The 21829-nt window shown below is 71.4% G+C and carries 12 protein-coding genes, 3 pseudogenes and 1 riboswitch; of the genes and pseudogenes, 6 read left to right on the top strand and 9 right to left on the bottom strand.

From position 1 onward, the window contains the following. Positions 1-105 precede the first annotated feature (105 nt). The 5 genes from sucD to WBG99_RS12930 all read right to left on the bottom strand — a co-directional run bounded on the left by sucD (position 106) and on the right by WBG99_RS12930 (position 7638). Positions 106-990, bottom strand: a complete 885-nt coding sequence (gene sucD, locus WBG99_RS12910; RefSeq protein WP_338896471.1) for a succinate--CoA ligase subunit alpha — start codon at positions 988-990, stop codon at positions 106-108. A 21-nt stretch (positions 991-1011) separates the two neighbouring features. Then, positions 1012-2190 (bottom strand): ADP-forming succinate--CoA ligase subunit beta, encoded by a 1179-nt coding sequence (sucC, locus tag WBG99_RS12915; protein ID WP_338896472.1) that lies wholly within the window; start codon positions 2188-2190, stop codon positions 1012-1014. A gap of 450 nt (positions 2191-2640) precedes the next feature. Further along, the gene (locus WBG99_RS12920) at positions 2641-3819 is read right to left on the bottom strand and encodes a VWA domain-containing protein (protein ID WP_338896473.1); all 1179 of its coding nucleotides are present in this window, start codon (positions 3817-3819) and stop codon (positions 2641-2643) included. Positions 3820-3970: 151 nt separating this feature from the next. After that, on the bottom strand, positions 3971-6346 hold the full coding sequence (locus tag WBG99_RS12925; RefSeq protein WP_338900323.1) for a DUF5682 family protein: 2376 nt from the start codon (positions 6344-6346) through the stop codon (positions 3971-3973). Between the two features lie 89 nt (positions 6347-6435). After that, entirely contained in the window at positions 6436-7638 is a 1203-nt protein-coding gene (locus tag WBG99_RS12930; protein ID WP_338896474.1) for an AAA family ATPase, read from the bottom strand. A 133-nt stretch (positions 7639-7771) separates the two neighbouring features. Between WBG99_RS12930 and WBG99_RS12935 the strand changes: the two genes are divergently transcribed. Both WBG99_RS12935 and WBG99_RS12940 read left to right on the top strand, forming a co-directional pair. Continuing rightward, positions 7772-9154, top strand: a complete 1383-nt coding sequence (locus WBG99_RS12935) for an SWIM zinc finger family protein (protein ID WP_338896475.1) — start codon at positions 7772-7774, stop codon at positions 9152-9154. Between the two features lie 55 nt (positions 9155-9209). Continuing rightward, positions 9210-10832 (top strand): DUF5691 domain-containing protein, encoded by a 1623-nt coding sequence (locus tag WBG99_RS12940; RefSeq protein ID WP_338896476.1) that lies wholly within the window; start codon positions 9210-9212, stop codon positions 10830-10832. A gap of 176 nt (positions 10833-11008) precedes the next feature. Here the strand turns inward: WBG99_RS12940 and WBG99_RS12945 are convergent, their stop codons facing one another. Next, positions 11009-11425, bottom strand: a complete 417-nt coding sequence (locus tag WBG99_RS12945) for a cobalamin B12-binding domain-containing protein (RefSeq protein WP_338896477.1) — start codon at positions 11423-11425, stop codon at positions 11009-11011. 587 nt (positions 11426-12012) lie between these two features. Here WBG99_RS12945 and WBG99_RS12950 point away from each other — a divergent pair. Together WBG99_RS12950 and WBG99_RS12955 are read left to right on the top strand one after the other, a co-directional pair. Then, positions 12013-12872 (top strand): annotated as a pseudogene (locus tag WBG99_RS12950) (alpha/beta fold hydrolase). A gap of 381 nt (positions 12873-13253) precedes the next feature. Then, the gene (locus WBG99_RS12955; protein ID WP_338896478.1) at positions 13254-14831 is read left to right on the top strand and encodes a peptidoglycan DD-metalloendopeptidase family protein; all 1578 of its coding nucleotides are present in this window, start codon (positions 13254-13256) and stop codon (positions 14829-14831) included. An 81-nt stretch (positions 14832-14912) separates the two neighbouring features. Here the strand turns inward: WBG99_RS12955 and pcrA are convergent. Beyond that, a pseudogene (gene pcrA / locus WBG99_RS12960) lies at positions 14913-17443 on the bottom strand (DNA helicase PcrA). A 241-nt stretch (positions 17444-17684) separates the two neighbouring features. Continuing rightward, a riboswitch (cyclic di-AMP (ydaO/yuaA leader) is annotated at positions 17685-17859 on the top strand. 8 nt (positions 17860-17867) lie between these two features. Between pcrA and WBG99_RS12965 the strand changes: the two are divergent. Next, positions 17868-19064 carry an NlpC/P60 family protein gene (locus WBG99_RS12965; RefSeq protein ID WP_338896479.1) on the top strand — a complete coding sequence of 399 codons (1197 nt, stop codon included), beginning with the start codon at positions 17868-17870 and terminating at the stop codon, positions 19062-19064. A gap of 34 nt (positions 19065-19098) precedes the next feature. On the opposite strand, the gene WBG99_RS12970 is transcribed toward WBG99_RS12965, so the two are convergent. Further along, positions 19099-19452: a hypothetical protein gene (locus WBG99_RS12970; RefSeq protein WP_338896480.1), complete on the bottom strand. Its 354-nt coding sequence runs from the start codon at positions 19450-19452 to the stop codon at positions 19099-19101. A 485-nt stretch (positions 19453-19937) separates the two neighbouring features. Here WBG99_RS12970 and WBG99_RS12975 point away from each other — a divergent pair, with 485 nt between their 5' ends. Further along, the gene (locus WBG99_RS12975) at positions 19938-21017 is read left to right on the top strand and encodes an NlpC/P60 family protein (RefSeq protein WP_338896481.1); all 1080 of its coding nucleotides are present in this window, start codon (positions 19938-19940) and stop codon (positions 21015-21017) included. A gap of 94 nt (positions 21018-21111) precedes the next feature. Here the strand turns inward: WBG99_RS12975 and WBG99_RS12980 are convergent. Continuing rightward, positions 21112-21734 (bottom strand): annotated as a pseudogene (locus tag WBG99_RS12980) (response regulator transcription factor). Between the last annotated feature and the right edge of the window lie 95 nt (positions 21735-21829).

Here is a 21829-nt window from a genome sequence, read left to right on the forward strand (position 1 = left end):
CAGGTGGCGCGGGCGATCGTGCCGCTGGGGCGGCACGGAATCGCCCGTGGGCCCGCACCCCCACCAAGGGGGTACGGGCCCACGAAAGGCTCAGCCGAGCAGAAGTCAGCCGCCGAGGATCTCGCGCGCGAGCTTCGCCGTCTCGGTCGGTGTCTTGCCGACCTTGACGCCGGCGGCCTCAAGGGCCTCCTTCTTCGCGGCAGCCGTACCGGAGGACCCGGAGACGATGGCACCGGCGTGGCCCATGGTCTTGCCCTCGGGCGCGGTGAACCCTGCGACGTACCCGACGACCGGCTTCTTCACGTTCGCCTTGATGAAGTCGGCGGCCCGCTCCTCCGCGTCGCCACCGATCTCACCGATCATCACGATGAGGTCGGTGTCGGGGTCGGCCTCGAACGCGGCGAGCGCGTCGATGTGCGTGGTGCCGATGACGGGGTCGCCACCGATGCCCACCGCCGACGAGAAGCCGATGTCACGGAGCTCGTACATCATCTGGTACGTCAGCGTGCCGGACTTCGAGACGAGACCGATGCGCCCCGGCTTGGTGATGTCACCGGGGATGATGCCGGCGTTCGACTGACCGGGGGTGATCAGACCCGGACAGTTCGGGCCGATGATCCGGGTCTTGTTGCCCTTGGTCCCGGCGTACGCGTAGAACGCGGCGGAGTCGTGGACCGCGATGCCCTCGGTGATGACGACCGCGAGCGGGATCTCGGCGTCGATGGCCTCGACGACGGCGGCCTTGGCGAAGGCCGGCGGCACGAAGAGGACGGATACGTTCGCACCCGTCTTCTCGATCGCCTCGGCGACAGTGCCGAAGACCGGGATCTCGGTGCCGTCGACGTCGACGGTCGTGCCCGCCTTACGGGGGTTCACGCCACCGACGATGTTCGTGCCGTCGGCCAGCATGAGCTTGGTGTGCTTCATGCCCGTGGCACCGGTCATGCCCTGGACGATGACCTTGGAGTCCTTGTTGAGGAAGATAGCCATGGCTGTTCTGTCCCTCGTCCCTTACTTCGCAGCCGCGAGCTCGGCGGCCTTGTCGGCCGCGCCGTCCATGGTGTCCACGCGCTGCACCAGCGGGTGGTTGGCATCGGAGAGGATCTTGCGACCCAGCTCGGCGTTGTTGCCGTCGAGGCGGACGACGAGGGGCTTGGTGACTTCCTCGCCCTTGTCCGCGAGCAGCTGCAGCGCCTGCACGATGCCGTTGGCGACCTCGTCACAGGCGGTGATACCACCGAAGACGTTGACGAACACGGACTTGACGTCCGGGTCGCCGAGGATGATCTCCAGGCCGTTCGCCATGACGGCGGCGGAGGCGCCACCGCCGATGTCGAGGAAGTTGGCGGGCTTGACGCCACCGTGCGCCTCACCGGCGTACGCGACGACGTCCAGGGTGCTCATGACGAGACCCGCCCCGTTGCCGATGATGCCGACCTCACCGTCGAGCTTGACGTAGTTGAGGTTCTTCTCCTTGGCCGCGGCCTCGAGGGGGTTCGCGGCCGCGTGGTCGACGAGCTCCTCGTGGTCGGCGTGGCGGAAGTCCGCGTTCTCGTCCAGGGAGACCTTGCCGTCGAGGGCGATGACGTCACCGGAGGCGACCTTCGCCAGCGGGTTGACCTCGACGAGCAGGGCGTCCTCCTCGACGAAGGTCTTCCACAGGGTGACGAGGATGTCGGCGATCTTGTCGGCGACCTCGGCCGGGAAGTTCGCGGCCTCGACGATCTCGCGCGCCTTGGCGGGGGTCACACCCTCGTTGGCGTCGATGGGGGTCTTGGCGACGGCCTCGGGGCGGGTGGCCGCCACCTCCTCGATCTCCACTCCACCCTCGACCGAGGCGATGGAGAGGAAGGTGCGGTTGGTGCGGTCGAGGAGGAAGGAGACGTAGTACTCCTCGACGATCTCCGGAGCGGTCTCGGCGATCATCACCTTGTGGACCGTGTGGCCCTTGATGTCCATGCCGAGGATGTCCGTCGAACGGGCGACGGCCTCGTCCGGGGTGGCGGCGAGCTTGACGCCGCCGGCCTTGCCTCGACCACCGACCTTCACCTGCGCCTTGACGACCGACTTGCCGCCCAGCCGCTCGGTGATCTCGCGCGCCGCCTCAGGCGTGTCGATGACTTCACCGGCCAGCACCGGTACACCGTGCTTGGCGAAGAGGTCCCTCGCCTGGTACTCGAACAGGTCCACGCGCTTCCGTCCCTATCAGTGATCGCGGTTCGTCTGATGCGTGGGCGTGCCGCGAAGGGCAACGTGACGTCCGCCGAGAGTCACAAGGGAGGCGCACACGGTGTCCGAGCGCGCGGCATGTCCGTCTCGCAGGTTATCGCTGCTTCCGGGAGCCCCCTAAATCGCAGGTCACACCTGAGCGGTGATACCTGTCACATGATGCCGGGTTCACCGGCACCCCGTGCCGCGTGTGCGGGGCCTCACCGGACGGAGGTACGCCCGGTGAGGCCCCTCCGGGGTCCTTCGACCGCTCTGGAGAGCCGCGACCGGCGATCTCCCCCTATGGGAGAGCGCCTGTCACCCGCCCCGGGGCATCCGCCGTCGCGCACGCCCCCTGTCACTGATGCGTTGTCATGTCAGCTTTTCACCGCCCCCTGGCCGGTTCTCCGCTCTTACCGGCGCCCGACGCCCTCACGCACCGTCCGGGATCGGCAACGGCCGCTTCTCGATCGCCGCCGCCATCACCTCGGGAAAGAGATCGGGCGTGCAGGCGAACGCCGGTGCGCCGAGGGCCGACAGCGCCGCCGCGTGGTCGCGGTCGTATGCCGGCGCCCCTTCGTCGGAGAGCGCGAGCAGTGTCACGAACCGCACCCCCGACGCCTTCATCGCCACCACCCGCTTCAGCATCTCGTCGCGTATCCCGCCCTCGTAGAGGTCGCTGATCAGCACGACCACGGTGTCGGCGGGCCGGGTGATCTGCGACTGGCAGTACGCGAGCGCCCTGTTGATGTCCGTGCCGCCGCCGAGCTGGGTGCCGAAAAGGACGTCGACCGGGTCGTCGAGCTGGTCGGTGAGGTCGACGACGGACGTGTCGAAGACGACGAGCCGGGTGATGAGGGACCGCATGGACGCGAGCACCGCGCCGAACACGGACGCGTAGACGACGGACGCCGCCATCGACCCCGACTGGTCGATGCAGAGGACGACCTCCTTCTTCACCGACTGCGAGGCCCGCCCGTACCCGATGAGCCGCTCGGGCACCACCGTCCGGTACTCCGGCAGGTAGTTCTTGAGGTTGGCCGCGATCGTGCGGTTCCAGTCGATGTCGTTGTGGCGCGGCCGGTTGACGCGGGCGCTGCGGTCGAGGGCGCCGGTGAGCGTGGCCCGGGTCCGGGTGGCGAGCCGCTTCTCCAGATCCTCGACGACCTTCCGCACGACGGCGCGCGCGGTCTCCTTCGTCGTCTCCGGCATGGCCTTGTTGAGGGAGAGGAGGGTGCCGACGAGGTGGACGTCCGCCTCCACCGCCTCCAGCATCTCCGGCTCCAGCAGCAGCGTGGACAGGCCGAGCCGGTCGATGGCGTCCCGCTGCATGACCTGTACGACGGAGGAGGGGAAGTACGTCCGGATGTCACCGAGCCACCGCGCCACCGACGGCGCCGACGCCCCGAGCCCCGCCGAACGGTCCTGCCCCGCCTGCGCCTTGTCCCCCTTCCCGTACAGCGCGGTCAGCGCCTGGTCCATCGCCGCGTCCTGCCCGCCGAGCGCGCACCCGGTGCCGTCGGCCGGGTCCCCGCCGAGCACGAGCCGCCAGCGCCGCAACCGCTCGTCGTCCGCGCTCCCACCCGTGTCCGCATCTGGCTTCGTCGTCATGCCCGCACCCCCGTACGGGGCCGGGCCCAAAGGGGAATCACCGGCACGGTCGTCGGGCGGTCGACCGCCCGCGACCCGTGTCCATGACCGTGCCCGTCCCTGGTGTCCATCGCTTCGGCGGCCCGCCTCGGCTCGCGCAGTCCGTCGGTCGTCATTCCCCCACCCCCACAAGGTCGTTGTCGTCGGAGTTCTCCTGGCCGGGCTTCTCCCGGCCCCTGTCCAGGCCGAGCAGCAGACGCACCACCGGCAGCACCGCGTCCGCGCGGTCCTCGTCGAGGCCGGCGGCGAAGCCCGGTATGCCGGACCCGCCGGCCGCCTCGCTCCCCCGCTCCCCCGGCCCACGCCGCACCAGCTCGCCAAGTGTCCGGCGCACCCCCGGCTCGTACGCCGAGAACGTCCGCCGCAGCAACGGCAGTACGTCGGTGAACGCGTCCCCAGGCACCCGCGTCAGCCAGGCGTCCACCAGCGCGAGCAGCCGTTCGTCGTGCACCAGCAGCATTCCGCCGCCTGATCCGCCGCCGACGAACCCCTCGATCCACGCCGCCGCGTCGGCGGGCGCCGTGCCCGGCGACAGCACGAGCCCCATGAGTCGCGCCGTCTCGTTCTGCGCCAACTCCCCGTCGTCCAGCAGGAGTCGTACGGCCCGCCCTCTGATGACCCCGGGAACGGTGTCCCGCGCGGACAGCACGTGGAGCACCGAGTGCCAGCGCCCCCGCATGTCCCCGTTCCCCGCCCCACCCTCCGTGACCGCGTCACCGAGCAGACCCACCGCCCCCTGCACCGCGTCCACATGGCGGCGCATCTCCTGCGCGGCCTCCGCGTCGAGCGCGGCGCACGCGGGTGGCAGCCCGACGAAGACCCGCTCGGCGAGCCCGGCGGCGACCCCGGCCAGCGCGCGGGTGTCGGTGGCGCGGACGTCGCCGTAACGCAGGGAGCGGACCAGGGCAGGGAGCGCCTGGGCGAGGTGGCCGACGTCGGCGTCGAGGGCGGCCCGGTCGGCCAGCACCCGCATCACGGCCGGCAGGGCGTCGGGCAGTTCGGCGAGGAGGCAGCGCTCGGCGAGTCCCGTGACGGCGGCGAGCGACCGGGCCATGAGCGCGTCCGCCTCGGCCTTCGCGGTCGTCGCGGAGAGCACGGTCGTCCCCCACACCCCGGCCTCGGCGACCCGCACCGACAGCTCCGGCTCCCAGCGCAGCCGCCAGGTCTCCCGGAACGTACCCGTGCCGCCGCGCGAGGTCGTCTGCTCGCCCCACACGACGCCGAGCAGCCGCAGCCGGTGGAGCAGTCGGCTGCGCTCCGCGTCGTTCTCCTTGCGCAGGTCGAGCTCCAGCTCCCGGTCCGACGCCTCCGGGGTGAGCCGCAGCCGCCGCTGGAGCCGCGTGAGGTCCCGCTGCAACGGCACCGACGGCGCCGACTCGGGCACCTCCCCCAGCACATCTCCGACCACCAGTCGGTCGTGCACCAGCGACAGCGGTACGTTCGAGCCCTCGCACATCACCGCCCGTACGGCGTCGGTGGTCTCCGTCAGGCCCGGCAGCGGGCGCCCCCGCATCACGGCCAGCGTCTCGGCCAGCCGCACCGCCTCGATGACATGGGCGGAGGAGACGATCCGGTCCTCCGCACGCAGCAGCCCCGCCACCTTGGTCAGCCACCGCTCCACGGGACGGTCGGGCGCGCCGAACAGATGCCCGTACCAGCCCGGCGAGTCGATGCCCGCCCCGTAGCCGCCGGCCCGGGACAGCCGCCGGTGCGTCCACGGCACCCAGGTCATGTCGGCCTTGACCTTGGGCAGTCCCTTCAGCAGCGCCCGGTCGGCGGCCACGGTCCGCTTCTCCCGCAGCGCGGGCACGTGCCAGGCCCCGCACACCACGGCCACGCCGTCGTCCCCGAACTCCTTCCGCGCCGCCCTCAGTCGCAGCCGCATGTGCGCCTCGCGCGCCGGGTCCCGGTCGCGCCCCCCGGTTCCGTACACCGCCCGCAGCGCCTCCATCGCCTCCTCCAGCACGACGAACGGCGCGAAGGCGTCTCCGCCCGTCCCCCGATGCTCGACCACGTCCTCCCACCACCGCTCGGCGTCGTCATGGCCGGCGACTTCGGCGAGCGCGGCCAACGGATCCCCCCGCACCGCCTCCCCGGCCGGTTCCGCGACGGCTTCCCCGGCTGCCTCCCCCCTCCCCCACACCAGCGAGTGCGTGGCCGGCAGGTCGATGAAGCGGGCCGGGACGCCGTGGGCCAGGGCCCAGCGGATGGCCACCCACTCCGGGGAGAACTCGGCGAGGGGCCAGAAGGCGCAGCGGCCGGGCTCGTCCACCGCGTGGGCGAGGAGGGCGACCGGGGGCCGCATGTCCTCGTCGGCGGCGAGCGGGATCAGCGCGTCCGCCTCCGGTGGCCCCTCGATCAGCACCACCCGGGGCCGGGCCGCGTCCAACGCCGCCCGCACGGCCCGCGCCGAGCCCGGCCCGTGGTGCCGTACACCGAGCAGCAACGGCCCGCCACCGGGCGCTCGCAGCCCAGCGCGCGCCTCCACGCCACCGTGCGCATCCGCCTCGGCGGCCGGGCCCGTGGAGCAGGACCGAACGCCGTCGGCGGTCTCCGCCGTTCCCGCCCCCCGCCCCGTCACGCGCTCACCTCGCGGCAGGCACGGTAGAAGTCCGTCCAGCCGTCGCGCTCGCGCACGACCGCCTCCAGGTACTCCCGCCAGATGACGCGGTCGGCGGCCGGGTCGCGGACGACGGCGCCGAGAATGCCGGCGGCGACGTCGGAGGCGCGCAGGACGCCGTCGCCGAAGTGGGCGGCCAGGGCGAGCCCGTTGGTGACGACCGAGATCGCCTCGGCGGTCGACAACGTGCCGCTGGGAGACTTCAGCTTCGTACGGCCGTCCGTCGTGACGCCGTCGCGCAGCTCGCGGAAGACGGTGACGACGCGGCGGATCTCGTCGATGCCGTCCGGCGCGGCCGGCAGATCGAGGGAGCGGCCGATCTGGTCGACGCGGCGCGAGACGATGTCGACCTCGGCGTCGGCGCTCTCCGGCAGCGGCAGCACCACGGTGTTGAAGCGGCGGCGCAGGGCGCTCGACAGGTCGTTCACCCCGCGGTCGCGGTCGTTGGCCGTGGCGATGAGGTTGAAGCCCCGCACGGCCTGCACCTCCTGCCCCAGCTCCGGTATCGGCAGCGTCTTCTCGGACAGGATCGTGATCAACGAGTCCTGAACGTCGGCCGGGACACGGGTCAGCTCCTCGACGCGGGCCGTCATGCCCTCAGCCATGGCCCGCATGACGGGACTGGGCACGAGGGCGTCGCGGCTCGGACCGTGGGCCAGCAGCTGCGCGTAGTTCCAGCCGTAGCGGATCGCCTCCTCCGGGGTGCCCGCCGTGCCCTGCACGAGCAGCGTGGAGTCGCCGCTGACGGCCGCCGCCAGATGCTCGGACACCCAGGTCTTGGCGGTGCCGGGCACGCCGAGCAGGAGCAGGGCGCGGTCGGTGGCGAGGGTGGTGACGGCCACCTCGACGATGCGGCGCGGCCCGACGTACTTCGGTGTGATCACCGTGCCGTCCGGGAGCGTGCCGCCGAGCAGATAGGTGGCGACGGCCCACGGCGAGAGCTTCCAGCGGGCCGGCCTGGGCCGGTCGTCCTGGGCGGCCAGCGCGGCGAGTTCACCGGCGAAGGCGTCCTCCGCGTGGGCCCGCAGCACTTCACCGCCCGTCCGCGCGTCCGCAGGCGCGCCGACACGGGCATCCGTGTGCGCACCCATGTGCGCGTTCGCGGGCGCGGACTGGTTGCGGCTCGGGTCGGCAGTGGTCGTTCCAACAGACGCAGGCATGGCTGAGTCCCCCTCCAGCTCGGCCGGTTCGGATCTGCTGACCACACTGCACCACGCCACTGACAATCCAGTCTGACCTGCGAAAATTGGATCGCGCAAGCCAATTGTCAGTGGTGGGATCTACCTTCGGAACATGACTCAGCAGGGGGTGCGCTGGACGGCTGAGCAGGTGCTGGCATTGGCACCTGACGCCACGTCGCGCAAAGCCGGAAGCAAACTCGGCGCGGCCGGGCCGTGGTCGGATGCAGGCACTTCGGACGAGGGGACGGTGTGGGGACTGTGCAAAGGAAGTGGCAGCAAGCCGTATCGGACAGTTGTGGACATCGCGGACTCCGCCGGGCCCGCCTACAAGTGCAGTTGTCCGAGCAGGAAGTTCCCGTGCAAACACGCGCTGGGGCTGCTGCTCCTCTGGTCGGGCGACACCACCGCGGTGCCGTCTGGGCAGGCACCGGACTGGGCGGAGCAGTGGCTTGCCGGCCGCCGCGGGCGCGCAGCGGAGAGGACGACGAGGACGGCCGCGGCATCTGGGGCCACGTCCGCTGACGCCGAGGCGGCGCGGCGCCGAGCCGAGCGGCGCGCCGACCGGATCACCGCGGGCGCGGCGGAGCTCGAACAGCGCCTGACCGACCTTCTCCGTGGCGGCCTGGCCGCCACGGAGCAGGCGGGGTACGGCCTGTGGGAGGAGACGGCGGCCCGCATGGTTGACGCCCAGGCTCCCGGGCTGGCCGCCCGCGTGCGGGAGTTGGGTGCCCTTCCGGGCTCGGGGCCCGGCTGGCCGGTCCGTCTCCTTGAGGAGTGCGCCCTCCTCCATCTTCTGGACCAGGGGTGGCTGCGCCGCGAGCACCTCCCGGACGGCCTGGCGGCCACGGTCCGTTCGCGGGTCGGCCTGCCCGGCTCCCCGGAGGGCACGCCGGTCCGCGACCGCTGGCTCGTCCTCGCCCAGTACGACACGTCCGACTCCCGCCTCACCACCCGCCGCATCTGGCTCCACGGCACCGAGTCCGGCCGCACGGCACTGCTCCTCTCCTACGGAGCCGCCGGCCGTGCCCCCGAACTGTCGCTCCCGGTGGGGCTGGCCTTCGAGGCGGAGGTGTCGGCGTACCCGGGCGCGGGACAACTACGAGCGGCCCTGGGCCAACGATTCACGGCGCCCGAGCCCGCCACCGTACGACCGCGGGGGGTCGCTCCGGCCGAAGCGGCGGCCCGTTACGGCGAGGCCCTGCGGGACGACCCGTGGCTGGACTCCTCCCCGGTCACCCTCACCCGCGTCATACCGACCCCGGACGGCGACTCCTGGCAACTGGCCGACGCGGACAGCGACCTCGCCCTCCCCCTCACCCCTTCCGCCCGGTCCCACCCGGGCCTGTGGCGCCTCGTCGCCCTCTCCGGCGGCACGCCCGTGGCGGTCTTCGGCGAGTGCGGCCACCGGGGCTTCACACCGCTGACGGCCTGGGCCGAGGGGACCGCTCCCGGGGAAGCACAGGGGACGCTCGGGCAGGCGGTGGCGCTGTGCTGAGTGGCGGCGCAGCCAGCGGCGGGAGCAGCGGCTCGTGGCATACGGAAGGAACCTCATGACCGGCACATCAGATGCTCCGGCGGGCCTCTCCTGGGAGGAACTCGTCACCACGGCGTTGCTCGGCACTGATCGTCGTACTCCGCCGGGGTCGGTGTCGGGCCGGGAGGCACCCGCGGTCCTGATGGACGCGGCGGCCGTGGAGACCGTACGGCGCAGGGCGGGGATACGGCCGGTGCGGGCGGCGGCGCGGCCGGAGCCGGCGGCGCCGGATCCCCGGCCTCGGCTGCCGCCCGCCGCGACGCGTCGGCTGGCGACGTTGCTGGCCGACCGGCCCGGCACGGGCGGCGGCCGTCGGGGTGCGGCACCCGACCTGATGGAGCTGCTGCCCCAGTGGCTGGCGTTGGCCAACTCGTACGGCTACGCGGCGCCCCCGGAGGCCCTGCCCGCGCTGCTGGACGCGGCGCGAGGCCGTACGGATCTGCGTCCCGCCGCCCTGGCCTTCGCGGGCCCGCGGGCGCTGTGGCTGGCCCGGCTGAACACGGACTGGAGGTTCGCGCTGCGTGCCGCGCCGGGCGGCGGCACCGCGCTGCCCGGTCCGGACGAGCGGGAGAGGGTCCAACAGCTGTGGCGAGAGGGCCTGTTCGCGGAGCGCGTCGCGCTGCTCACAACGATACGGGCCCGGGATGCCGCCGTGGCACGGGAGTTGCTGGCATCCACGTGGCCGACGGAGCGGGCCGAGGACCGGCTCATGTTCCTCGACACACTCCGCACGGGGCTGGCGGCGCGGGACGAGCCGTTCCTGGAAGCCGCGTTGGGTGACCGCAGCCGCAATGTGCGGGCCATGGCAGCGGAGTTGCTTTCCGCGTTGCCCGACTCGGCGCTCGCGGGGCGGATGGCGAAGCGGGCGACCGCGTGCGTGGCCGTCGACCGCACGAGCGGTACGGCCGCGAGCGGGACGCCCACGATCGTGGTCGAGGCCCCGCACGCGTGCGACCCCGGCATGGAGCGCGACGGTGTGCTGCCCAAGGCCCCGGCCGGACGGGGCCAACGGTCGTGGTGGCTGGTCCAGTTGGTGGAGGCGGCGCCGCTCGGGGCGTGGTCGCGGCGGTTCGGGGGGCGTACGCCGAAGGAGATCCTTGCGCTGCCGGTCGCCGACGACTGGCAGAGCGAGCTGCACGGGGCGTGGTGCCGGGCGGCGGTGCGGCAGCGGGACGCCGAGTGGTCGCGGGCGCTGTTGGGGCCGCCCTCCACTCCGGAGGCCGGGGGGCCGGGGGCCGTGTCGCCGGCCGAGCGGGCCAAGCTGCTGGCGACCTTGGAAGGCGGGGAGCGGGCCGAGTGGGTGGCCGGGTTCATCGCCACACACGGCCTGTCGGAGGCGTTCCAGCTACTCGGGGCGTGCGCGGTGCCGTGGGCTCCGCCGCTGGGGCGGGCCGTGGTGGACGCGCTCAACATCGCGCGGGACGCGGGCAGCTACCCCTGGAGTTTCAGCGGGGTGATGGGGTTGGCCGAGCGGTGCCTGGACCCTGCGGAGGCTGTGCGGCTCGAGCCGCTCACGGCTACGCCGGAGGACGCCGAGGATGCGGCGCCGGGCGCGGGGGGCTATTGGGCAGAGGCATTCCAGCGGCTTTCGACGACACTGCGGTTGCGGGCCACGATGTGTAGGGAGCTGGCACCGTGAACTGGGGACGCCTGAGAGTTCGGGGTGAGGTTCTCTGGCGGGCGCGGATTGGTCGTGGTTGCTCGCGCGATCCCGCGCCCCGGAAAGCATGGGGCCGCCCGGGGTTTTCACGTGCTCGGGGAACTGCGCGACAGGCCCCCACCCAACCCGCCCGCCCGCCCCAACGACCCTGCGGTCTACGCCCCGGCGGGCTGTCGGACGTTCGTGCGTACCCAGTCCACGATCGACGCGGTCGTCGCGCCCGGCGTGAAGATCTCCGCGACACCCTTGTCCTTCAGGGGCGCGATGTCGGCCTCGGGGATGATGCCGCCGCCGAAGACGAGGATGTCCTCGGCGTCACGGTCCTTGAGGAGGTCGATGACGGCGGCGAAGAGGGTGTTGTGGGCACCGGAGAGGATGGAGAGGCCGATCGCGTCGGCGTCCTCCTGGATCGCGGTGTCGACGATCTGCTCCGGCGTCTGGTGGAGGCCGGTGTAGATGACCTCCATACCGGCATCGCGCAGCGCCCGCGCGATCACCTTGGCTCCACGATCGTGGCCGTCGAGTCCCGGCTTGGCCACCACCACGCGGATCGGACCGGCTGTTGCACCCATCACTGCCTCCCTGAAACGACTACAACCAACCCGTAACAGACCAGAGCCTGACATGTCACGCCAACCGCGCGAAGTGAATGAACGTTGTCCCCAGCATCCCGCAACCGGCAGTTTCACGGTGGAGAGCGAGGGGGAAATCACCCGTGGGACACGTTCGCCGCGCACTGCTCCCGGTTTCCGCGGCTCACGCGTCGCGGGGACTTGAGTGATCGCCCAGGCGATCGCGGCATCCGGACCGTTCGCGGGGCCGACTGCCACAGGGCCCCGTGGCGTGCGCGTCACGGGGGAAGCGTGCGCAAGGAGAGTCGTCAGAGGGGTGCCGCGTCCGTTCCACCGCCTGCGGGAGGTCAGGGTGGCGGGGCGGATCGGCACCGGCAGACGGCAGTTGGCAGGGCAGCGGGGAGTCAGGAAGGGCCGACCCCTCGTCGCGTGATCGGCGCCTCACGCGTCGTACACGCACCGCGCGGCGCGTACGACACACGCATCGCGTCACCCCCACCCCGCCACCCGCCGCCCACACCACGACTTTCCACGAGGGCACACGGGGAGGCACAGGCGTCCGCCCGTCTGCCGACGGGAGGTCGGGCATGAAGGTCACCAGGGCGGTAACGCCCTTGCTGCCGCTCTGCGAGCGGCTCCTGCCCACCAGACCGGCGGGGATTTCCGCCGCCCTCCTCAGGGCGACCGCCCTGGAGCTGGCGATCCTCGCCGGGCATCTGCTGCTCTACCCGTCCGGGATGACGCAGGAGCGCCGGGTCGCCCCCACGCCTCCCCCGCCCGACGCCCCCCGGCTGCCGACCGAGGAGAAGCCCCCGGCCATCCTCCTGCACGGCTTCATCGACAACCGCTCGGTCTTCGTCCTGCTCCGCCGCTCCCTCGCGCAGCACGGCGGCCGGCACATCGAGTCGCTCAACTACTCCCCCTCACCTGCGACATCCGCACCGCCGCCGAGCTGCTCGGCCGGCATGTCGAGGACATCTGTGAGCGCACGGGCCAGGAGCAGGTGGACATCGTCGGTCACAGCCTCGGCGGACTGATAGCGCGGTACTACGTGCAGCGGCTCGGCGGCGACAGCCGCGTCCGTACGCTCGTCACGCTCGGCACCCCGCACGGCGGCACCCGTGTCGTGCCGCTGGCGAACGCGCACCCGATCGTCCGGCAGATGCGGCCGGGTTCTCAGGTACTGGAGGAGCTGCGGGAGCCTGCGCCGGGATGCCGTACGCATTTCGTGGCGTTCTGGAGCGACCTCGACCACCTGATGGATCCGCTGGAGACCGCCTGTGTCGAGCACCCGGACCTGATGTCGCGGAACATCCGGGTCACCGGCATCGGCCACCTCGCCCTGCCCGTTCACCCCGCCGTCGCCACCGGAATACGGCAGGCGCTCGACACTTCCCTGACCGGTGCCGCCACCGCCGCCGACCCGGGCGGCCTGACCGTCGCGTGAGCCCGACAGCTCACGCGAAAACGCGGTGACCCTCGCCACTACTGGAAGGCGAAACAGGGACGTAAGGCGATAAACGCCGCGCAAGCCCACGCGCCCGCCTCACGACACCCCTCCACACGGCAACAACGCGCCCCACCTCCGGCACGCCGTCACCCGGAGAAAGCACGCGCCCCCGTCGGCGCGGCCGTCCCACACGGCCACCCGGTATCGAACAGGCTTCGAACGCAAAGCCAAAGTCGTGCCCACAGACCGCCGAAAGACGCTCGAATGCCCGTTTCCTGTGCGCCCGAAACCCGTTGAAGATTGTCGCGCCCGCGCACCGCCGGGTACAGTCACCGCACTGCTCTGCCAGCCCCTGCCGTCGAGGCGAAAGAGAAGTTGGTGAACGATCGTCACCCGTCGGGGACCGCAACACCCTCGACTCCGGCTTCCGAAGCCGACCCGGCGCACTACGCGTCGTACGGCCACCAGGAAGTCGGCTACGGCGACTTCACCACGTACGGCGACTACACCGCCACAGGTTTCGCCTCCGGCACGGGTCCCCACACAACCGTCACCGGAACCTTCGAAACCGACCCTCTTTTCGGTGATCTTCCCGGCAAGGACACGGGCACCGGCTCAAACGACGCCTCTCAGTGGGCGACGGGCAGCCACCGGACACTGAACTACGACCCGTACGCCGCACAGCACCAGGCCGCGTACGACACGGGCAGCTACGACACGACGCCCTGGTCGGCCGATCACGAGCATCTCGCCGCGGTCCCCGCGCAGTCCACGAGCCCCGACGTCAGTGGCCAGTGGGACGCGCGCGGCTGGCTGCACGCCGACGCCGAACAGCTCGGCGAGTCCGGCCAGTTGGAACAGAACGACCAGACCCAGCAGTGGGTCGGCACCCAGCACTTCGACACGGGCGCGTTCGACGCCACGCAGTGGAACAGCGACGGCACGCCGGCCACCGACGAACACGACGCCGCCTCCGACTCGTACGACGCGCACGAGCACCCCCGGACCGAAGTGGTGGACTTCTCGGCCGAGGCCGTGGACTTCGCCCAGCAGGCGACCGCCACCTTCGAGCAGGTCACCCCGCACGACCAGGACCAACCCCCCTCCGCCGACGACGGGTTCGAGGCCGACGACGCCACACTCCTCGACGGCGAGGAGGAGGCCTCCCCGGCGGCCACCAAGAGCGCGAGCCCTGGTCGCGCCGCCGCCCGCGCGGCCTCGCGGTCACGTCGGCGCGCTCCGGCCAAACGTTCCGCCCTGCTGACCGTGGCCGTTCCGTCGGCCTGTGTCATGGGTGTCGCGGGCATCGCGGCGGCCTCCGTCGGCGCCGTGTCGGACGACTCGGAGACGACGGCGACGGTCAAGTCGGACGTCACCGCCGTGAAGCCGTCCACCGCCAACAACCAGCTCGACACCCAGCTGGAGCGCCTCTCCGCCGAGGCGGACGACTTCGCCGAACGGGCGAGCCGGACCCAGGAGCGCATCGACCTCAAGACCCAGCAGGAGCTTGAGCAGAAGAAGGCGGCGGCCGAGGCGGCCCGCAAGGAGCGGCTGCGTCCGAAGTTCGCCCTGCCGGTCTCCAAGCTCGGACTCAGCGCGTACTACGGGCAGTCCGGCGTCAACTGGATGTCCCTGCACACCGGCATCGACTTCCCCGTCTCGTACGGCACCCCGGTGCTGGCCGCGACCGACGGCACCGTGCGCACCGAGTGGAACAGCGCCTACGGCAACATGGTCATCGTGACGGCCAAGGACGGCACCGAGACCTGGTACTGCCACCTCTCCACGTACAAGGTCGCCTCGGGTACGACCGTCAAGGCCGGCGACACCATCGCGTACTCGGGTAACTCGGGCAACTCGACCGGCCCGCACCTGCACTTCGAGGTGCACCCGGCGGGCGGCTCCGCCATCGACCCCCTGTCGTGGCTGCGCAGCCACGGGCTGGACCCGGCGTAACGGACTCCGGCGCGACGGATACGGGAACGAAGACAGGGCCCCTGCTCAGCAGGGGCCCGAGTCATGTCACCGAAGAGCTCGCTACAGCTTCTCCACCGGCGCATAGCGCAGCAGCAGCCGCTTCGGCTTGGTGTCGCCGAAGTCGATCGTCGCCTCCGTGTTCGCGCCAGTGCCCTTGACGCCGACGACCGTGCCGAGGCCGAACTGGTCGTGGGTGACGCGGTCGCCGACGGCCAGGGAGACGACCGGCTTCTCGGCGGCGGTGCGGCGGGTCGCGAAGCCGGACGCGCCGGAGGCGGAGGACCGGGAGCGCGAGGACGACAGCGACGACGCGAGGCCGGCGGCAGGGCCCGAGGAAACCGGCGCGGAGGCACCCGTCCGCTTCCACTCCAGGTGGGTGGCCGGAATCTCCTCCAGGAAGCGGGACGGCGGGTTGTAGGAGGGCTGGCCCCAGGCGCTGCGCAGCGAGGACCGGGTGAGATAGAGCCGCTCACGGGCGCGGGTGATGCCGACGTACGCGAGGCGACGCTCCTCCTCCAGTTCCTTGGTCTGGCCGAGGGCGCGCATGTGCGGGAAGACACCGTCCTCCATGCCGGTCAGGAAGACGACCGGGAACTCCAGGCCCTTGGCGGTGTGGAGGGTCATGAGCGTGATGACGCCCGAGCCGTCCTCCTCCTCGTCCGGGATCTGGTCGGAGTCGGCGACGAGGGCGACCCGCTCCAGGAAGGAGGCGAGCCCACCGGCCGCCGCTGCCGCGCCCGCTTCCCCGCCCTCACCCGGGGTCGCGGTCTCGCTCCCGCCGGTCTCCTGCTCGAACTCCAGGGCCACGGCGGCGAGTTCCTGGAGGTTCTCGATGCGGGTCTCGTCCTGCGGGTCCGTGGAGGCCTGCAACTCGGCCAGATAGCCGGTCCGTTCGAGGACCGCCTCCAGGATCGTCGCCGCTCCGGCGCCGGAGTCGACGACGGTCCGCAGGTCCTCCATCAGCGTGTTGAACCGCTTGACCGCGTTCGTCGACCGGGCCGCCATGCCGTACGCCTCGTCGACGCGCTTCAGCGCCTGCGGGAAGCTGATCTTCTCGCGCTGCGACAGCGCGTCGATCATCGCCTCGGCACGGTCGCCGATGCCGCGCTTGGGCACATTGAGGATGCGGCGCAGCGGGACGGAGTCCTCGGGGTTGGCGAGGACACGCAGATACGCGAGGACGTCCCGGACCTCCTTGCGCTCGTAGAAGCGGACGCCGCCGACGACCTTGTAGGGCAGGCCGACGCGGATGAAGACCTCTTCGAAGACACGGGACTGGGCGTTCGTACGGTAGAAGACGGCGACGTCTCCGGCCTTCGCGTCGCCCGCGTCCGTCAGCCGGTCTATCTCCTCGGCGACGAACTGTGCCTCGTCGTGCTCGGTGTCGGCGACGTACCCGGTGATCCGCGCGCCCGCGCCCGCGTTCGTCCACAGGTTCTTGGGGCGGCGGGACTCGTTGCGCTCGATGACCGCGTTGGCCGCGGAGAGGATCGTCTGCGTGGAGCGGTAGTTCTGCTCCAGCAGGATCGTCGTCGCGTCCGGGTAGTCCTCCTCGAACTGGAGGATGTTACGGATGGTCGCGCCGCGGAAGGCGTAGATCGACTGGTCGGCGTCACCCACGACGCAGAGCTCGGCGGGGGGCACGTCCCACTCGCCGGGCGGTACGTCGACGGGGTGCTCTGAGGTACCGACCAGCTCTCTGACCAGGGCGTACTGTGCGTGATTGGTGTCCTGGTACTCGTCGACGAGGACATGGCGGAAGCGGCGCCGGTAGTGCTCGGCGACGTCCGGGAAGGCGCGGAGCAGGTTGACCGTCGTCATGATCAGGTCGTCGAAGTCGAGTGCGTTCGCCTCACGGAGGCGGGACTGGTAGAGCGCGTAGGCCTGGGCGAGGGTCTTCTCGAAGCCGTCGGAGGCCTGGGCTGCGAAGTCCTCCTCGTCGATCAGCTCGTTCTTCAAGTTCGAGATCTTGGCGCTGAAGGACTTGGGCGGGAAGCGCTTGGGGTCGAGGTCCAGGTCACGGCAGACGAGCGCCATCAGCCGCTTGCTGTCGGCGGCGTCGTAGATCGAGAAGGAGGACGTGAAGCCGAGCTTCTTGCTCTCCCGCCGCAGGATGCGGACACACGCGCTGTGGAAGGTCATGACCCACATCGCGGTTGCGCGCGGGCCGACGAGCTGCTCGACGCGCTCCTTCATCTCGCCCGCGGCCTTGTTGGTGAAGGTGATCGCGAGGATCTGGCCCGGGTGGACATGCCGCTCACCCAGCAGGTGCGCGATGCGGTGGGTGAGCACCCGCGTCTTGCCCGAGCCGGCGCCGGCCACGATGAGCAGGGGGAGCCGGCGTGCACCACGGCCGCGCGCTGGTTCTCGTTCAGCCCGTCCAGGAGCGCCGCCGCGTCGAGGGCGGGGCGGGCGGCGCCGTCGCGGTAGTACGCGTCCCGGTTCGGCGGCAGGTCGAACTTCCCGCCGAACAGGTCGTCCGGAAGCGGCTCCGGCACGTGATCGTCCTCGGGCGGCGGCGGGGGTCCCTCGTCATGGCCGCGGGGGGCCTGGAGGTCCGCCAGGAAGCTGTCGTCAAAGAGGCTGCTCATCGCTCTCCGAGTCTAGGCGCCCGCACTGACAGCGAGGGGCCGCCCCGGGAAGTCCGCGCCCACTACCCAACGGAACCACCCCGGAACGCTGAGCGATCGAGCATATCGCCTATCGCGCCGAAGGGGCCAAGGTCACGAAAACGTATCGGACATATCGAACACCAACCTTCACACGAGCCACACCAGTTGGCTAGCTTTTCCCCTCAGACCATGCGACCCAACCGGCGAACGTCGCCGGGCCGCACGGCCTCCGCCGAGTCCGGCACGCCTCCCGTGGCAGCCGGAGCCGGGGACCCACCGAACTCTGGGGTGAATCGACCCGACCGCCGCTCGCGGCAAGGGTCGTAGGGCAGACCTTCCGAAAGCTTGCGCCCGAACCCGACAGCTAACTCGGTAGGCGGACAACGGAAGGAGACGCCGAACCATGGCGCCGCACCGCAAGCCGCGTCCGACCGGCCGAACACGCGCGGGCATACGCACACCCGCGCTCGCCACGGCCGCCCTCACCTCCGTGGCCCTGCTCTCCCAGACGGCCACCGCCGCTCCGTCGGCCGACGACAAGCCGAGCCTGGAGGAGGTCGAGAAGAAGGTCGACGACCTCTACCGTCAGGCCGGGACGGCGACCGAGAACTACAACGCGGCCAAGGAGAAGACGTCCCAGCAGAAGAAGAAGGTCGACACCCTCCTCGACGACGTCACCGAGCGCACGGAGAAGCTCAACGAGGCACGGGAGCAGTTGGGGTCGTTCGCCGCCGCCCAGTACCGCGCGGGTGCGGCAGCCCCCGACCAGGCGTCACTGCTCCTGGCGGACGACCCAAAGGACTACTTCGACCAGGACCAGCTGATGGGCCGGTTGACGGACCGCCAGAAGGGCGCCGTCGACGCGTACGTCACGCAGCAGGCCGAGGTGACGGAGCAGCGCCGGAAGGCGAGCGACAGCCTCGAACAGCTCACCGAGTCGCAGAACGCCCTCAAGACCAGCAAGGCCGAGGTCCAGGCGAAGCTCGCCGAGGCCCGCCGGCTCCTCTCCACGCTCACCGCCGAGGAGAAGGCCCGGCTCGCCGCGATCGAGCAGCGCGAGCAGGAGGAGGCCGAGCGCAGGGCTGACGAACTGACCCGCCGGCAGGCGGCGGCCCAGTCGGCGACCGAGGAGACCCTGGGGGCACCAAGGGCCCAGGGGACCCCGGAGGGGGCTCCCACCGGCGCGGAGACGTTCGCCACCGGCACCGAGACCTCCGCCCCGGCCGAGGACGCCACCTACGCCTCGAAGGCCGCCAAGGCCCTCGCCTTCGCCCGCGCCCAGGTCGGCAAGCCGTACGTCTGGGGCGCGACCGGCCCCGGTTCCTACGACTGCTCCGGCCTCACCCAGGCCGCCTGGAAGGCCGCCGGCGTCGACCTCCCCCGCACCACCTACGACCAGGTCACCGCCGGCACCGCCGTCTTGCTCGCTGATGCCAGGCCCGGCGACCTCGTCTTCTTCTACGACAACCTCGGCCACGTCGGCCTCTACATCGGCAACGGCATGATGATCCACGCCCCGAAGCCGGGCGCGTACGTGCGCGAGGAGTCGGTCTTCTACGACGGGGAGTCGTCGATCCGCAGCGTGCTGCGACCGGCGTAGGCGACGGCGCTCGGGCAGCCGGCGTCGGGTGCCGTCAGGTCCAGAGGACCGCGATGAAGACGTTCACCGTCGTCAGGGCGCCCACCAGCCCGAACAGCCGCTTCTCCACCGTCTCCTCGTCCCGTTTCACGTACACCAGCCCCAGGATCACGATCAGCAGCGCCAGTTTGACGCCGATCTTGATGTTGTTGACGGGCTGGTCGTCGGCCTGGTTGAGGCCGACGAGGAGGGCGCCGGTGACGAGCATGACGAGGGCACCGTGGAACATGGCCGGGACGAAGCGTGCGGTGCCCTGGCCCATGGCCTTCAGCTGGGTGAGGAAGCCTCCGAGGAGGGAGGCGATGCCGATGATGTGGAGGGCGACGAAGAGGTGGATGAGTACGTCCATGGGCGGAGCCTAATGAGAGGCCCGTGTGGTCTCGGGCACCGGGGCGGGTGCGGGGTCGGTGCTCCGTGGCGCCCGGGACGCGGTCCCCGACGCTGAACGACCTTGCATATATGCGCTCCATAGCACCATCCCGTCCCCGCCGGGCTCGGAATCGCCGCATCGGTCATCGCACAGCGTGAAGTTGGCGGCGCCCGGGAGGGATCACGGTCACATACGGTCACCCCGCGGTCGGTGCACGCCACTTCCGCACAACGCGTTACCGGGCCGATACGCCCCGGCTTAGCGTCCTTCATCAGGTGACCGACTCCCCACCGCCGCCCGGGCCAGGGGCGGCAGTCGGACACCACCGCCGAGAAGGTCCGGCGGCGTCCCGCTCCCCCTGTGCGGGCCGCCGCCGGACGCGTCACCGCTCCCCCAAGCGGTCCGTACGCGCAGATGGTGTTCGTACACGGACGGCGGTCGTACGGAGAGGACGTGGAGTCCACGTGGCAGCGCACCGCAAGCCCAGACAGCGATCACTCGGCGGCCATACCGTCCGCGCTGCCGCGACGTTCGCCCTCGCGGGCGCGGCGACCGCGACCGGCTTCGACGGCACCGGGCACGCTGATCCACACCTCACGCCTGAGCAGGTCAAGGCGAAGGTGGACAAGCTGTACCAGGAGGCGGAGGTCGCCACCGGGAAGTACAACGGGGCCAAGGAGAAGGCCGACAGGGCTCAGGAGAACCTCGAAGAGCTGCGCGACCAGGCCGCCCGCCGCACCGACCGGCTCAACTCAGCGCGCGACGAGCTCGGTTCGCTGGCGGCGGCCGAGTACCGGAGCGGGGGCATGGACCCCTCCTGGCAGCTCGCCCTCTCCGGCGATCCCGACCGTTACCTGGACGGCGCCGCCTTCGTCGAGCGGGTCGGCAGCCGTCACGCGGCGGACGTGTCGTCCGTACGGCAGCAGTTGCTGGAGATCGAACGGCTGCGTGGGGCCGCCCGCGTCGAACTGGGCACGCTCAAGTCCCGGCAGGCGGAGCTGAGGCGGCACAAGAAGACCGTCACCTCGAAGCTCAGCAACGCGCGCCAGCTGCTCGGCCGCCTCACCGACGAGGACCGGGTGCGGTTCGGCAGCGCGGGTGGCGCCACCGTGCACGCCTCGCGCTCCTCCGCCTCGTCCCGGCACAGCCTCACCGGCCCGGTCTCCCCTGCCTCCGCCACCGCCGACGCCCCGGACTCCCGCGCCGCCGCAGCGGTCTCCTTTGCCTACTCCAAACTCGGCAGCCCGTACGTCTGGGGCGCCACCGGCCCCAACGCCTTCGACTGCTCCGGCCTCACCCAGGCCGCCTACCGCTCCGCCGGCGTCTCCCTCCCCCGAACCACCTATGCCCAGATCAACGCCGGCCGCCGCGTCTCCCGCTCCGAACTCCGCACCGGCGACCTCGTCTTCTTCTACTCCGGCATCAGCCACGTCGGCATCTACGTGGGCAACGGCCAGATGGTCCACGCTCCCAATCCATCGGCCCCGGTGCGCGTGGCCCCTCTCGACGAGATGCCGTTCGCGGGGGCCACGCGGGTGGCTTGAGCCGGGTGTCGCCTCATGCCGCCGCCGGGCCGGGGTAGGGCATCACGGCCCCGCCCCTCTCACCCCGACGCACGGCGTCAGCACGTCCGCGGCGTCAGACCAGGCGTCGTGCCGTCGCCCATCTCGTCAGCTCGTGCCGGTTGGAGAGCTGCAACTTGCGCAGTACGGCGGAGACATGGGACTCCACCGTCTTCACCGAGATGTAGAGCTGTTTGGCGATCTCCTTGTAGGCATAGCCACGGGCGATGAGACGCAGCACCTCGCGTTCGCGCTGGGTGAGCCGGTCGAGGTCCTCGTCGACGGGCGGGGCGTCGGTGGAGGCGAAGGCGTCGAGGACGAAGCCGGCCAGGCGGGGGAGAAGACCGCGTCGCCGTCCTGGACCCGGAAGATGGAGTCGACGAGATCGGTGCCGGTGATCGTCTTGGTGACATAGCCACGCGCGCCGCCCCGGATGACTCCGATCACGTCCTCCGCCGCGTCCGACACGGACAGGGCGAGGAAGCGGACGGGCTGCTCGGTGTCCGCCATCAACGCCGAGCAACGGCGCAGGACTTCGACGCCACCTCCGCCGGGCAGATGGACGTCGAGGAGCACCACCTCGGGCCGCGTGCTCGTGATCACGGAGACCGCCTGGTCGACGTCGGGCGCCTCCCCGACGACCTCCACGCCCGTACGGTCCGTCTGCCCGATCTCGGCCTGCACTCCCGTACGGAACATGCGGTGATCGTCCACCAGCACGACCCGGGCATGCCGCCCGGGTCCGCCTTCCACCGGTGCGGGACTCCGCACCGCGGGGCCGCCCTGGTCCTCGG

The sequence above is a fragment of the Streptomyces sp. TG1A-60 genome (assembly GCF_037201975.1).
GTDB lineage: Bacteria > Actinomycetota > Actinomycetes > Streptomycetales > Streptomycetaceae > Streptomyces.

Coding starts and splice junctions, on each gene's coding strand:
- sucD (WP_338896471.1), bottom strand. CDS start 990: ATGGCTATCTTCCTCAACAAGGACTCCAAGGTCATCGTCCAGGGCATG.
- WBG99_RS12920 (WP_338896473.1), bottom strand. CDS start 3,819: ATGACGACGAAGCCAGATGCGGACACGGGTGGGAGCGCGGACGACGAG.
- WBG99_RS12930 (WP_338896474.1), bottom strand. CDS start 7,638: ATGCCTGCGTCTGTTGGAACGACCACTGCCGACCCGAGCCGCAACCAG.
- WBG99_RS12935 (WP_338896475.1), top strand. CDS start 7,772: ATGACTCAGCAGGGGGTGCGCTGGACGGCTGAGCAGGTGCTGGCATTG.
- WBG99_RS12940 (WP_338896476.1), top strand. CDS start 9,210: ATGACCGGCACATCAGATGCTCCGGCGGGCCTCTCCTGGGAGGAACTC.
- WBG99_RS12945 (WP_338896477.1), bottom strand. CDS start 11,425: ATGGGTGCAACAGCCGGTCCGATCCGCGTGGTGGTGGCCAAGCCGGGA.
- WBG99_RS12965 (WP_338896479.1), top strand. CDS start 17,868: ATGGCGCCGCACCGCAAGCCGCGTCCGACCGGCCGAACACGCGCGGGC.
- WBG99_RS12970 (WP_338896480.1), bottom strand. CDS start 19,452: ATGGACGTACTCATCCACCTCTTCGTCGCCCTCCACATCATCGGCATC.